The following is a 12,676-nucleotide window of genomic DNA, read 5'->3' on the forward strand; positions in this document are numbered from 1 at the left end:
GTTTGCATATCTTCCGTGCCTGAACACCTAGGGTAAGTCCATATTTCTTAATCGTTATGACCGAGGAAATAAAAAATACTTACTCTATCGGGTAACTACAATTGTAGGAAAACAGCACAATTATGCTTGATGTCATTATCATTCTCTCATTTATTCTGGCAGCTGCGGGAATAGGTTACTACAGTACCGACCTACTTCCCCCAGGAACCCTCGACGGCGTGACAAATCTAGAAGCCTTACGCTTAGTCGTTGCCGTCTTTGCCGCTATTATCGGTGGTGCTATCGGTTTGAGTTTCCAGACGACATATCGTCGCTTAGAAACACAAGTCCGAGAAATGCCCCTGGAAGTCATCTTAACTCGTGCTATTGGCTTAGTAATTGGGCTATTACTCGCCAACTTAATGTTAGCCCCGCTATTTTTACTACCCATTCCCGCAGATTTTGGATTTATCAAACCGCTTGTGGCAGTAGTCGGCAGTATAATACTTTCCGTCACTGGCATGAATTTGGCAGATACTCACGGACGGGGTTTATTACGGTTAATTAATCCTAACACCGTAGAAACATTGGTAGTAGAAGGAACTCTCAAACCTGCCAACACCAAAGTTTTAGACACGAGTTGCATTATCGATGGTCGCATTGAAACTCTATTAGAAACCGGATTTCTAGAAGGAGTAATTCTTGTGCCGCAGTTTGTCTTGCAAGAACTGCAACAAGTCGCTGATGCCAGTAAAGACCAAAAGCGGGTGCGAGGAAGACGCGGACTAGAGATTCTCAACCGCATTAGAGAAGCTTACCCAGAAAGGATTTTAATCAATCCTGCTGACTACGAAGATATTGCCACAGTTGATGCCAAATTGGTAAGATTCGCTCAAGAAATCAACGGCACTCTGTTAACTAATGACTACAACTTATCGAAAGTTGCCAGTGTACAGAAAGTCCCAGTTTTGAATGTCAATGATTTGGTGAATGCAGTTCGTCCATCTTATTTACCTGGTGATAACCTAGATTTGAAAATTCTCAAAGAAGGTAAAGAACCCAGCCAGGGTATTGGCTATTTGGACGACGGGACAATGGTAGTGGTTGAAGAAGGTAGCAGTTATGTAGGTGGTGAATTGCGGGTAGTCGTCACCAGTGCCTTACAAACCTCAGCCGGGAGGATGATTTTTGCCAAACCTCAAGCTTCCGCAGTGGCTTAAGGAACATGGTGTCCAAAAATAGAGTTAAGTTATGCAATCGGTGTGGGCAAACTGCACCGATTTTGTATAGGGTTAAATACCAAAATGGGGGAGAATGGCTTTTTGTTTGTCTTCAATGTTGGCCTGTTATTAGTGAAAATAACCCATTTTATGTTTATGGTGGCACTTGGAAACAGAAAAAAAAGCATTAAAATAATTCGTAATTCGTAATTCGTAATTCGTAATTCAGTTTTGCAACGAGGATTTAGACCCCGACCCAAAACTTGCTGCCTGTAGAGGCAGGGGAATTAAACCCCCAGCATTGGTTAAAAATATACCGATTTTCTATTTAATTCTCGTTCCCATACTCTGTATGGGAATGAACTCTAGAAGGCTCTGCCTTTAGTAAAAAGCCTATAATTTGCATAGCATGATTTAATGTAACTCTTGTGAGGTAGACATCCTGCCCGTCCTAAGATATACAAATTAAAAGCGCAACAGCCTAAAAGTAGAGTCAGAGCCTCTGTGATTGCATTCCCAGTCAGAGACTGGGAACGAGATATATCAACTTAATCCACAACTCGCATTTTTCTGGGTGACTGAGTTTTAGAAGAGCGCGCTATTCCTTTGCTTCTTCTGGGTTTCTGTTTGTTTTGTCTTCCATTGGGGATTGGTTCAGCTTTGGTATTAGGGTTGATTCCAAAACCCGCAACTACTTGTAATGGCAAACGCTGTTCAATCAGCTTTTCAATATCTGCTAATAACTGGTATTCATCGACGCACACCAGGGATACTGCTTCACCATTAGCACCAGCGCGGCCTGTACGACCAATACGATGGACATAATCTTCCGGGACATTGGGTAAGTCGAAATTGACTACATGGGGCAGTTCACTGATGTCAAGACCCCGCGCCGCAATGTCTGTAGCTACAAGTACCTGTAAACTACCATTTTTGAACTTTGCTAAAGCGTGAGTACGCGCCCCTTGGCTTTTGTTACCGTGGATTGCCAGTGCTTGGATGCGATCTTCGCCTAACTGCTTGACTAGACGGTCAGCACCATATTTAGTGCGGGTAAATACTAATACTTGATACCAATTATCTTGGCGAATTAGGTGAGCAAGTAATTGGCGTTTTCTGTCACGATCTACCTGATACGCTTTCTGTGCAATCGTGTCAGCGGTAACGTTACGGCGTGCCACCTCTATCATTGTTGGGTGATTGAGTAACCCTGCGGCCAGGGTCTTGATTTTGTCGGAGAAGGTGGCGAAAAATAATAAATTCTGGCGCTGTTTGGGCAGTAGGGAGAGGATACGGCGGATATCATTAATAAAGCCCATGTCTAACATCCGATCTGCTTCATCCAGTATCAAAACTTCAATGTTTGACAGGTTCACAGTTCTTTGATGCACATGATCTAGCAGTCGTCCTGGGGTAGCAACTAAAATATCTACGCGCCCCCTTAATCGCTGTTTTTGGGGATTAATACTAACTCCACCGAACATGGCCATTGAGTTCAGTTTCAGATACTTGCCATAGTCTTTCACGCTTTCTTCTACCTGTGCGGCAAGTTCACGAGTAGGGGTGAGAATCAGCGCCCGGATTGGTGAATAAGTAGAAGTGCTTTTATTGTTTTGGTCGGAGGACAACAGATGCAGCAGTGGTAGGGTGAAGCTTGCTGTCTTTCCCGTACCGGTTTGAGCGCCAGCTAATAGATCACCACCTGACAAGACGGCAGGTATCGCCTGCATTTGAATTGGCGTGGGTTTGGTGTAACCCCGCTCAGTGACTGCACGGATAATTTCTTTCGACAAGCCGAGAGTTGAAAAAGACATAGAACTCCAGAATTAACATCGGCCTGTCGCCAAGGGCGGCGCTAGTCTTAGGCGGACGGATGGTTTGAAGGGCTGTATGGGCAGTAGCGTCAAGACTGAGAGCGAATACCGCAGTTAATAATTATAACTGAATTTAGTTGAATGTGTTCGTCTGCTCAACAAGTTTGGGCATATCCTCGGAAAACGATGATATACAAGAACACCATTATGGGTAATATTAATCTAGGAATTCAGTTTAATTACAGATAGCTGGCGTGACATTTTTTTAAGATAATTTTGTAGTTTTTAAGATCATGACTAAATTAATAACCGCAACTTTGATTGCTACAGTTTTGCTGTTGACACCAAGTCATAAATCTCATGTCACTCTAGCTGGGACTTGTGCCTCTCATTGTGGACCGCGCCCACTTCAGTTTAAACCTGGTCAATATATTCGTGTGGAAGTTGTAAATCGCACACCTAGAGTCTTGAAATTGGATAGATTTCCAGAAATGCAACGAATGACTCTAGAACCAGGAAAGGAATATCGCTTAAATCAGCAAAGTGCCACAGAACCCAATATTTCTCTGCTATTTTGGGATGATACGGGTAGGTCTTTACAAGCTGTTGTTTCTAAACCTAATTTCGGTACTCTGCGCTTAGAACTGCGCCCTAGTAATCGGTTTCCAGGCGATCGCTCTCTCAACATTCTTGATGATGGGCGTATTAATGTGTTTTAGTAAGTTGTTTTTATACAATATCCCCGATTTATCTAAGCAGTCGGGGAGATGAATCCTTTATTTAAAGTGTTGCTGCGGGTAAATTATCAGGATCTATGCCCTGCGATTTTAAATAAGCGATTAGCCGTTCTTTCTCCTGACGTTCTTGTTCAGCACGTTGACGCTCCTGTTCAATCTGTTCTACAGACCAAGGTAACAAATTACCGGCTTCATCCCACCATCTTAACCAATATCCTGTTCTGGCTTCTTTTACTCCTCTCCAAGTTCCTAAAAATAAGCCCATTGCGTCAATCCAATGCAGACCATTTTCATCGGCTTGTTTTAACTCGTAGCGACTATTTTCTAATTGATAATATTCTAATAAGCCGCCATCAGGATCAAAAATTATATAAATGGGAACTTGCAAAATTTGCTCGTAAAAAAACCATTTTCCTGGTGGATAGGTTCGCTTAACAGAATATTCTCCACCGTCGGTGTCGGATAAAAATTCTATGACTATAGCCGGAACTTCCCCTTCTAAATTGGGTGTGTAGCTTTTGCGTTCTGATAAAATCTCTTTAACTGAGGAAACATACAGCCAATCAGGTGCTTTAGCGATAAATTGACCGTTTAATGTGGCACACAAACCAAAATTCGAGGCTATCAGCATCTGAGGTTGAATGAAACCTGCAATTTCTAAGCTTTCTCGCAAAGCACCAGCCAAAATCGGCTGTCCGGTATTTTCCACGGGTTCATCCTCTAACTGAAAATCATCGGGTAAGGCTTCCCAAGAGATGACCAGTTCAGTGGGGGATTTGATTTCACTGATTTGGTTGATCATAAAGACTGCCTTTTGTTGATTTGTTTTTATTTTATCCGATACAATGTGGTCTCACATATCAATCTTGTCTGAATATCTATTAGGATATTACCTATTACCAATTACCCTATTCTTAGTGCTAGACCGACCTGTAACTGAAATAGTCAAACCCATCAAACGCTTACCTAATCAACGTTGGCAAATTGCGCTGCCAAATCCAGAATTAGCTGAAAAATTAGCAAATTTTACCAATCTATCTCCTATTGTTAGCCAATTGTTGATTAATCGTGGGATGGAAACACCAGAAGCAGCACAAGCTTTTTTAAATCCTGAATCTCTAAATTTACCTTCTCCGTTGGAGGATTTCCCTGATTTAGCGATGAGTGTAGAATTGTTGGAAAATGCGATCGCTCATCAAGAGAAGATCGCTATCTGTGGAGACTACGATGCAGATGGGATGACTAGTACTGCATTACTACTCCACAGTCTTCGCGCTTTGGGTGCAAATGTAGATTATGCTATCCCTAGTCGAATGCATGAAGGTTATGGCATTAACAACCGCATTGTCGAAGAATTCCACAGTGAAGGGGTAGGATTAATCCTGACTGTAGATAATGGTATATCTGCTTTTGAACCAATCGCTAGAGCCAGAGAACTGGGATTAAAGGTAATTATCACCGATCATCACGACATTCCTCCCAAATTACCCCCAGCTAATGCAATTCTGAATCCCAAACTCATAGCGGAATCTTCACCTTATCGGGGTGTCGCTGGTGTGGGTGTGGCTTATATCTTAGCGGTATGTTTAGCGCAGCAGCTAGGGGAACTTAAAGGTTTAGTTCAGCCGATGTTAGCTTTGTTTACATTGGGAACTATTGCAGATTTAGCTCCTTTGACTGGTGTAAATCGGCGTTGGGTGAAACGTGGTTTAAAGCTTTTACCTAAATCTACTTTACCAGGTGTGCAAGCTTTAATTCAAGTGGCTGGAGTGCAAGCAAGCGGAGATGGGGAGATGGGGAGATGGGGAGATGGGGAGACTGAAATTAATCCCAAATCCAAGATCCCAAATTCAAAATCGTTAAAACCGGAAGATATTGGTTTTCGTCTGGGGCCGCGCATTAATGCAATCGGTCGGATTGGAGATCCGCAGACAGTGATAGAATTGTTGACGACTGATGATATGGGATTAGCGCTGGAAAGAGCAATGCAGTGTGAGCAAATCAACATCCAGCGTCAGCAGATGTGTGAGCAAATTGAACAGGAAGCGATCGCACTTGTTGAAGATTTATATGTAAAATATTTGCAAAGAGACCGAGTATTAGTCGTTGTTAAAGATAATTGGCATCATGGTGTAATTGGGATTGTCGCTTCTCGTTTGGTGGAACGTTACGGAGTTCCTGTCTTCATCGGTACTTATGAGAATGACAGCATAATTCGCGGTTCAGCGCGGGGAATTCCAGAATTTAACGTTTTTGCAGCTTTAGAATATTGTCGAGACTTGCTGGGCAAATTTGGGGGACATAAAGCCGCAGGAGGATTTTCTCTCCCAGCAGATAATTTGCTCTCGGTGCGATCGCGTTTATCTGAATTTGCAAATCAGTGTTTAGAACCCCAACACCTCAAACCACTACTGAAAATTGATGCTCAAGCAAATCTCAATCACATCAATCAGGAGTTATATCAACAGCTAAATATCTTTCATCCTTGCGGTATCGACAACCCAGATCCGGTTTTCTGGACAGCTAATGCACAAATCATTGAGCAGAAAATCGTTGGTAAAGGTCACATCAAACTGACTGTAGCCCAAACTATCGACAATCAACAGTATAAAATTAAAGCGATCGCTTGGCGTTGGGGTGATTACTTTCCCTTACCTGCGCGAGTAGATATCGCTTACAAACTCCGAGAAAATAACTTTAATGGTAACACTACCATTGAAATGGAGTTAGCCGGTGTGAGACTCCCCAGTCAGTTTTCAATATTTTTTAACCCATCAACTACAAAGCTACGCGCTAAGTTTGAATACAAACAGCGTCAATACACCTGTGGCGTTTATCAAAACGGTGTTGGTTTAGAGTTAAGAGTTAAAAATTCTGAGGGTAAAGTTTTAGTCATGCAGCCAGGAGATAATATGGGTTTACTGGGTATAAATCGGCAAGATGCCCAAAAGGTGAATCTATCTTTACCTCAGTATGATGGTATTGTCCAAGCTGCGGTTCAGGCTTTGTCAGTGCTGAATGAGTAAGAAACTAAACCTTTCTAGACAAATTAAATTTTAAGGCTTGCTGAATCGAGGTAGGTATCGAGCCGATACCATATTACATAATTAAAGAACCCAACAGAATGCGACAATGGATAATTTTTTGTTTTTAACCGGTGTATTCCCGTCAGTTGATATTTTTGTAGGATTAAAACCAGCTTTAAAAAGAAATACAAAAGGCAAAACAATTTTTAGTTTTTTTGATGTTTATGACAATTTAATAGATAATCGGGTATTGAAAGAAGCAAGAGGTCTAAAAAAACTCGCGGTTCCTTCAATAACTCATAAAATACATATTAAATCATTCAATGAAGATTACTATCTTGCTGATGTCAAATTCATGATTGAGGACTGCATTAAATATAAAATTGCCTACGTTAAGAGAGATTATGGGTTAACGCCCGAAGAATATTATCAAGAAATACTAGAAACCCGTGCAAAAGCAGGTTTAAGAATTGATGAGTTTGATCTTCCAGTCGGTGAGGAATTTGAAGTTCAGGGTGAGTAGATAAAAAAAGTCTCTAGAACTAAATCTAGCGGCTTTTTTACTGGCTATCAAAAATTCCATCACTCAAACTCTCCCTCTGGAGCGTGAGACAAATTCATAATGGGTAATTGGTAATTGGAAAAACACTATTACCCATTAAATCAAATCCGGATAATCACTTATTATTAAAATCTATCCGCGTCTGAGCGTCCCACCGTCTCAGCGTTGTGCCTAATGATAAGTCTGGAACCGGACTTGATCTTACCCCTTACCCATTGACAAATTTACAGATTTCCGTTGCGAAAAGCCAGCAGGAAGATTACCGCTGGTCCGGCAATGATGATTAGAGCTACTGAGGTCAACTGAAAAACAACTTCCCAATTAATGTTTGCTAAAGCTTCCATTTTTTTCTTTTCCTCCGAATTGTCTTAAAAAATTCAATAATTCAAATGCAAATCCCGCAATAGATCATATCCGGGAACCAGACACCTGATTTAATTTACTTAACAAAATTATAAGAAACGCAATAAAAACGTAAAATAGCGGGAAGTTACAAAGTAGGGTAAATTATGGCAACTTGGCAATGTATCAAGCAATGTGGAGCCTGCTGTCATCTTGATCCAGCAGATCGTCCAGATTTGGAAGAGTATCTTTCACCTGAAGAACTGGGGCTTTACCTGAGTATGGTAGGGGACGGGGGATGGTGCGTTAATTTTGACCAGACAACGCGAGAATGCACCATTTACGAGCATCGTCCGCGTTTCTGTCGGGTAGAAGTGGAAACCTTTGAGGATATGTTTGGGATTGAACCAGAGGAACTCAACGATTTTGCCATCGACTGCTGTCGTCAACAAATTGAGGCTGTTTATGGCGATCGCAGTTTGGAACAAATCCGGTTTGATCAAGCTGTTGGTTTTTAATTCAATTTATACATCTATTCTCTCATTGTATTTTTGAACACGAGTAATCAATGAGAGATTCACCTTCATTTACCTAAATTTTGCTACTGCTTACAAAATTTCTATGCGATCCCATATATCTAACAATAATTTCAAGCTAGATAAATGATTCATTGATTCACATCGCTTTTTTAACGCATCTAGATACTTTTTATCCTCTACAACCGTTGGATTTTTCTTACTATAAGACAAACCAAATTGTTTGAGATATTCTCTGAGATAACGTTCATGAAATTTCGCCTTTGTCCTAAAAATATGTCCAGGTGGAAAGGATAACATTTCTTCAGGATCATTTACCAAAATATCGTAATATGCCTGAAAATCCGATAAAACTGTAGAACTTCCAATTGAACTATATTCGTTAGGAATTTCTGCATTACCCAATGCCCATGTTTCAATACAGCAATGCTGAATTATTATATGGATTTCTGTTGTTGAACTATCTATATTGTAGCCTGACTTTAGATCATCAAGTTTAGATTTCACTTCATTAAAACGATCAATATAGGAATTTTCTTCAGAGTCAATACATATAAAAAAATGATTGACATTGCCGAATGTTTCTATATCAATTAGACAGGCTTCCAGTCGAGAAACTCCTGGATATTGCTTAGGTTTACTCACCATATTTGGATAGCCATCACCTGCGATAATTCGACAAGTATTCATTGTCATATCTTCAGGTCTAACAACAAAAATTAAGCTAGGAAATAAATTTTGTAACCATGCTTTATATACTTTTGGTTCAGTCTTTCCCCCCTCTACTAAAAATAAAAGATTCACTCAGACACTTCCTCACTATCAAGTAAATTAACTAATTGAGTAAACTTATCCAAACTAGAAGCTGTATTAAGTGCTGGAATATCTGAAGCTTTTCTAACTGTGACTTTGTTTCCAGATTTATTAACTATCTGCCAAGTTTTCCAAGGAATGTTATTGATAATATATGGATGATGGCTAGTAAGTATAAACTGTACATCTGGCGATTTATCAAGGATAAAGTCTGTTAGTTCAGCCATACAGTTAATTCCTAAACTATTCTCAAATTCATCAATTAAAATTACTGACTCTTCAGGAGCAGTAATTACTTCAATTAAAAAAATTAAAGTACGAAACATACCGGATGAAATTCGCTCTTGAGGAATCCAGTCTTCTACACCGTTCTCTTGAATTTCAAAGGATAGCCGAGCATCACCATCTGAATTTCTCTCACTACCAACTCTGACATCTTTAACTTCTGGAAAAATATCAATATAATACTCTTTAATTTCATTAAAAAGTTCAGGAGAAAATTTCTGCAAATAAAATGCCTTTAGAACTGGTGGAGTTTTAGTAGAATATTGTGTTTTATCGAAACGCTTTGAAAAATCTTTAGGTAACACCATAGGAGGTCTATCATTAGCGTCAACCATAAATGTATATTTCTGAGCAGTTTCAAAGTTAAATATTAATCGCCCAAATGCTTCACCTACTGGAAAAATCAACTTTTCCTCTAAAAGAATGGCAATAGCACTTTCAGTTCTTTTAAATTTAGGCAAATCTTTGTTATTTAATTTTGAATTAGAAGGACTGAGGAGAAATATTTCTGTTTCTGAATCATCATTATATTGAACTAATTTTTCATAAACAATTTCAGTCTTTTCTAACTCATAAACAATTTCAGTCTTGTCAAACTCACTTATATATCGAACCTTTTCTTTATTTTTGATTGAGGAACTTTTTAACTCCCATCTATAATTTTGTCCTAAATGAGAAAAATTGATACTCCATTCCAAATCATCTAAATTGCGATTTCTACCTTTTGCAACATCACAAATTAAATTAAGTGCCTTTAAAATTCTTGTCTTTCCAACTCCAGAACCACCGACGAGTAAATTTAGACCCTCAAATTTAACTTCCTCAATGTGCCAATTTTCTTTATTATTACTGAATTTAAAACTCTGTATTTTCATACTTCTTACTTTTCTTAACAAGTAATTATATAGAGAATCTAAAAGAACTTCTGACATGAATATCTTCTATTCGCTCTACATCGGGTATTTTAGCACTCAAAGTTATGATAAGAGATTCTGTTTTAGATTACTTTAGATTACTTTTTAATATCATTAATTAAGCGCATATTCTCATCAAGAATCTTTATAAAAAAATAAATACTGCTATTTGCTTGATATTACTCCTTGACGAGTATAAGCATATCGATGCAGTTTGGAAATTATCCGCTTTGATCAAGCTGTTGGCTTTTAATTAAGCATTTCTGGATCAGAGTTGCAATTTATTACAAAAATCTGAGAAAATGAGAAGAATATGAAAACAACTTAGGGACAAGACAACGCCTGTGAAACTTGACTCCGTATCTGTCAGCCAGTTAGAACTAAAAGACACCAACGGTTATGTAATTGAGCCTGTCTTTAAGGAAGGTTCCAAAAAGCAGGAATCAACCTTGGTGGTGTTTGGAACAACTTTCATCACCATATTTTTGGCGGAAATTGGCGATAAAACGCAACTATCTACCTTGTTAATGAGTGCAGAATCTCATCAACCTTGGGTAGTATTCATTGGTTCTGGGGCTGCATTAATTACCACCAGCTTGTTAGGTGTGCTTTTAGGTAGCTGGATAGCCAGTAAACTTAGTCCAAAAACTGTAGAAAAATCAGCAGGGGTAATGTTGCTGCTGATTTCTGTGATGCTTTTTTGGGATGTGTTTATTGGTTAGTAGATATTATTTATACAGAGAATCAATATGAACTGGCATCTTTTAGGGTTGAGCTTTATTACGGTTTTTCTTTCAGAATTAGGTGATAAAAGTCAGTTAGCTGCGATCGCTCTTTCTGGTCGTGGTCAATCTCGGCGGGGTGTATTTCTTGGCACTGCTGGGGCGCTACTATTAACCAGCTTGTTGGGAGCATTAGCAGGGGGAGCAGTTGCAGAATTATTTCCTACACGTATACTCAAAGCGATCGCTGCTGTCGGTTTTGCTATCCTTGCTATTCGCTTGCTATTACCCAACAGTGAAGCAGAATCAGATTAATTCAGTATTTTTAGTAGGGTGGGCAATGCCCACCTTCACCTCAAATATTGCATCTCCACATCACCAGTCCCTTAAACCTCACGCCAGCACCAGTTTAAGAGTATGCCACCTGCAACCAATTTCAAGCTTTCCAGCAAGAAATAACCGCCATGTAGTAAATTCATTGTTGCTGGAACTACAGCCGCATCTGTAAATAAGTTTAAATTACTGCCCACAGCGCACATCTGGGGAGTTAAGAAATAAGTATCCAGCAAAGCAACTGTTAGGAGCAGAGCAGATAAAACTATACTGCCCAAACGCCAATCAGATTTAGTTTTGCCAATAGCCAATACACTAGTCAAAACTACAGCAGCAGATAACAATTCTAGGCGATTAAAATTCCAAAAAACCACATAGCCTGTGGTTGTAAAACTAGCTTCATTCATCATTCCAGCCACATACAGACTAGGCATAATTACCCAATCTAAAACCAGGCTGGCACTGAGCCAAAAGCCCAGAGTCAATATAGTCGCTGTTTGCCAAGTTGACCGCTTAAATTCAAAGTTAGAAATAGCATTCATAAAAATAATTGCTGATGTTTTATTCTTTCTAGTGTCTAACTAATAAGATTCTTTTGACAAGAAAGATCAACTATCCTTTACAAAGGAAAAACTTTATATACAATTTTTCTGTATTTTTTGTAGCTATTTTGAATATTATTAAGTTAAATTACAATACCCGGAAGAATGAATCTATTTAGTTAATTTTTATTAACAAAAACGACCACCTAAAACTTCCGCATATGATGACTAACTGGGTCAAAACCTTGAGAAAACCGCGTGCTGTCATCATAAAAAGCACCCGTTAAATTTGCTCCATACAACTTCGTATAATAAAGCCTCGCACCGCGAAGATTTGCCTCACAGAGATTAACCCCACACAAATTAGCTCTGGTTAAATTTGCTTTTGCTAAATTCGCGCTATTTAAATCTGCTCCCCAGAGTTTAGCTCTAGCTAAATTAGCTTCACTTAAATCTGCTCCCCATAAATTGATTCCTGGTAAATAGGCATCAATCAACTTGACTTTACTTAACTGAGCAGATGGAAAATATCTCTCTCCGGCGGCATAGCGCTGTTTAATCTTCTCAGCATTCATATGTATTTTACCCCCTTGAGCCACAACACAGTGATTTCTATTGCTGATTGCACCAAAAAAACAGCTAAACCATATCTCTACAATAATCCCTAGCTCATCCCAATTGAAAAAATGACTGCAACAAGTCGTAATTCGTAATTCGTAATTCGTAATTGTGCCTACGGTCTCGCTAGAGAATAGACAAATCGATACAGGAAAAATAGGCAAGATTTATTTACACACGAAAAAGCGCCTGAGTCCTTTTTCCTTACTCAAGCGCTCCCCGTATAACTTTAT

At 39.3% G+C, this 12,676-nt stretch carries 14 protein-coding genes; 7 read left to right on the top strand and 7 right to left on the bottom strand.

Annotated features, from left to right (window positions below; translation table 11 throughout):
• Window positions 1-122: 122 nt before the first annotated feature.
• Complete coding sequence (locus tag H6G59_RS16585; RefSeq protein ID WP_190716295.1) at window positions 123-1,199, top strand: PIN/TRAM domain-containing protein; 1,077 nt, start codon at window positions 123-125, stop codon at window positions 1,197-1,199.
• A gap of 548 nt (window positions 1,200-1,747) precedes the next feature.
• Here H6G59_RS16585 and H6G59_RS16590 read toward each other — a convergent pair.
• Complete coding sequence (locus H6G59_RS16590) at window positions 1,748-3,013, bottom strand: DEAD/DEAH box helicase (protein ID WP_190716297.1); 1,266 nt, start codon at window positions 3,011-3,013, stop codon at window positions 1,748-1,750.
• A 293-nt stretch (window positions 3,014-3,306) separates the two neighbouring features.
• On the opposite strand from H6G59_RS16590, the gene H6G59_RS16595 reads away from it, so the two are divergent.
• A complete protein-coding gene (locus tag H6G59_RS16595) occupies window positions 3,307-3,732 on the top strand; it encodes a hypothetical protein (RefSeq protein ID WP_190716299.1) in 426 nt (141 codons plus the stop codon).
• A 61-nt stretch (window positions 3,733-3,793) separates the two neighbouring features.
• Here the strand turns inward: H6G59_RS16595 and H6G59_RS16600 are convergent, their stop codons facing one another.
• Window positions 3,794-4,552, bottom strand: coding sequence for a Uma2 family endonuclease (locus H6G59_RS16600; RefSeq protein WP_190716301.1), 759 nt, complete (start codon window positions 4,550-4,552; stop codon window positions 3,794-3,796).
• A gap of 115 nt (window positions 4,553-4,667) precedes the next feature.
• Here H6G59_RS16600 and H6G59_RS16605 point away from each other — a divergent pair, with 115 nt between their 5' ends.
• A complete protein-coding gene (locus tag H6G59_RS16605; protein ID WP_190716447.1) occupies window positions 4,668-6,776 on the top strand; it encodes a DHH family phosphoesterase in 2,109 nt (702 codons plus the stop codon).
• Between the two features lie 106 nt (window positions 6,777-6,882).
• Window positions 6,883-7,299: a hypothetical protein gene (locus tag H6G59_RS16610; protein WP_190716303.1), complete on the top strand. Its 417-nt coding sequence runs from the start codon at window positions 6,883-6,885 to the stop codon at window positions 7,297-7,299.
• Window positions 7,300-7,562: 263 nt separating this feature from the next.
• On the opposite strand, the gene psb30 is transcribed toward H6G59_RS16610, so the two are convergent.
• A complete protein-coding gene (gene psb30, locus H6G59_RS16615) occupies window positions 7,563-7,682 on the bottom strand; it encodes a photosystem II reaction center protein Ycf12/Psb30 (RefSeq protein ID WP_190716304.1) in 120 nt (39 codons plus the stop codon).
• A 165-nt stretch (window positions 7,683-7,847) separates the two neighbouring features.
• Here psb30 and H6G59_RS16620 point away from each other — a divergent pair, with 165 nt between their 5' ends.
• Window positions 7,848-8,198, top strand: a complete 351-nt coding sequence (locus H6G59_RS16620) for a YkgJ family cysteine cluster protein (RefSeq protein WP_190716306.1) — start codon at window positions 7,848-7,850, stop codon at window positions 8,196-8,198.
• Between the two features lie 90 nt (window positions 8,199-8,288).
• On the opposite strand, the gene H6G59_RS16625 is transcribed toward H6G59_RS16620, so the two are convergent.
• Window positions 8,289-9,020, bottom strand: a complete 732-nt coding sequence (locus H6G59_RS16625; protein WP_190716308.1) for a hypothetical protein — start codon at window positions 9,018-9,020, stop codon at window positions 8,289-8,291.
• Window positions 9,017-10,246 (bottom strand): AAA family ATPase, encoded by a 1,230-nt coding sequence (locus H6G59_RS16630; protein WP_242038898.1) that lies wholly within the window; start codon window positions 10,244-10,246, stop codon window positions 9,017-9,019. The genes H6G59_RS16625 and H6G59_RS16630 overlap by 4 nt, the downstream gene beginning before the upstream one ends.
• A 326-nt stretch (window positions 10,247-10,572) precedes the next feature.
• On the opposite strand from H6G59_RS16630, the gene H6G59_RS16635 reads away from it, so the two are divergent.
• Together H6G59_RS16635 and H6G59_RS16640 are read left to right on the top strand one after the other, a co-directional pair.
• On the top strand, window positions 10,573-10,950 hold the full coding sequence (locus H6G59_RS16635) for a TMEM165/GDT1 family protein (protein WP_190716310.1): 378 nt from the start codon (window positions 10,573-10,575) through the stop codon (window positions 10,948-10,950).
• 27 nt (window positions 10,951-10,977) lie between these two features.
• A complete protein-coding gene (locus H6G59_RS16640; protein ID WP_190716312.1) occupies window positions 10,978-11,265 on the top strand; it encodes a TMEM165/GDT1 family protein in 288 nt (95 codons plus the stop codon).
• A 71-nt stretch (window positions 11,266-11,336) separates the two neighbouring features.
• Here H6G59_RS16640 and H6G59_RS16645 read toward each other — a convergent pair whose 3' ends face one another.
• Together H6G59_RS16645 and H6G59_RS16650 are read right to left on the bottom strand one after the other, a co-directional pair.
• Entirely contained in the window at window positions 11,337-11,825 is a 489-nt protein-coding gene (locus tag H6G59_RS16645; protein ID WP_190716314.1) for a hypothetical protein, read from the bottom strand.
• Between the two features lie 206 nt (window positions 11,826-12,031).
• A complete protein-coding gene (locus H6G59_RS16650) occupies window positions 12,032-12,400 on the bottom strand; it encodes a pentapeptide repeat-containing protein (protein WP_190716316.1) in 369 nt (122 codons plus the stop codon).
• Window positions 12,401-12,676 lie beyond the last annotated feature (276 nt).

Origin of the sequence: Anabaena lutea FACHB-196, from assembly GCF_014698305.1 — a bacterium.
Taxonomy (GTDB): Bacteria; Cyanobacteriota; Cyanobacteriia; order Cyanobacteriales; family Nostocaceae; genus Anabaena; species Anabaena lutea.

Bases quoted from the DNA above. Each gene is read 5' to 3' on its own strand.
- H6G59_RS16630 (WP_242038898.1), bottom strand. From the start codon at position 10,246: ATGTCAGAAGTTCTTTTAGATTCTCTATATAATTACTTGTTAAGAAAA.
- H6G59_RS16640 (WP_190716312.1), top strand. From the start codon at position 10,978: ATGAACTGGCATCTTTTAGGGTTGAGCTTTATTACGGTTTTTCTTTCA.
- psb30 (WP_190716304.1), bottom strand. From the start codon at position 7,682: ATGGAAGCTTTAGCAAACATTAATTGGGAAGTTGTTTTTCAGTTGACC.
- H6G59_RS16645 (WP_190716314.1), bottom strand. From the start codon at position 11,825: ATGAATGCTATTTCTAACTTTGAATTTAAGCGGTCAACTTGGCAAACA.
- H6G59_RS16600 (WP_190716301.1), bottom strand. From the start codon at position 4,552: ATGATCAACCAAATCAGTGAAATCAAATCCCCCACTGAACTGGTCATC.
- H6G59_RS16610 (WP_190716303.1), top strand. From the start codon at position 6,883: ATGGATAATTTTTTGTTTTTAACCGGTGTATTCCCGTCAGTTGATATT.
- H6G59_RS16590 (WP_190716297.1), bottom strand. From the start codon at position 3,013: ATGTCTTTTTCAACTCTCGGCTTGTCGAAAGAAATTATCCGTGCAGTC.
- H6G59_RS16595 (WP_190716299.1), top strand. From the start codon at position 3,307: ATGACTAAATTAATAACCGCAACTTTGATTGCTACAGTTTTGCTGTTG.
- H6G59_RS16585 (WP_190716295.1), top strand. From the start codon at position 123: ATGCTTGATGTCATTATCATTCTCTCATTTATTCTGGCAGCTGCGGGA.
- H6G59_RS16650 (WP_190716316.1), bottom strand. From the start codon at position 12,400: ATGAATGCTGAGAAGATTAAACAGCGCTATGCCGCCGGAGAGAGATAT.
- H6G59_RS16620 (WP_190716306.1), top strand. From the start codon at position 7,848: ATGGCAACTTGGCAATGTATCAAGCAATGTGGAGCCTGCTGTCATCTT.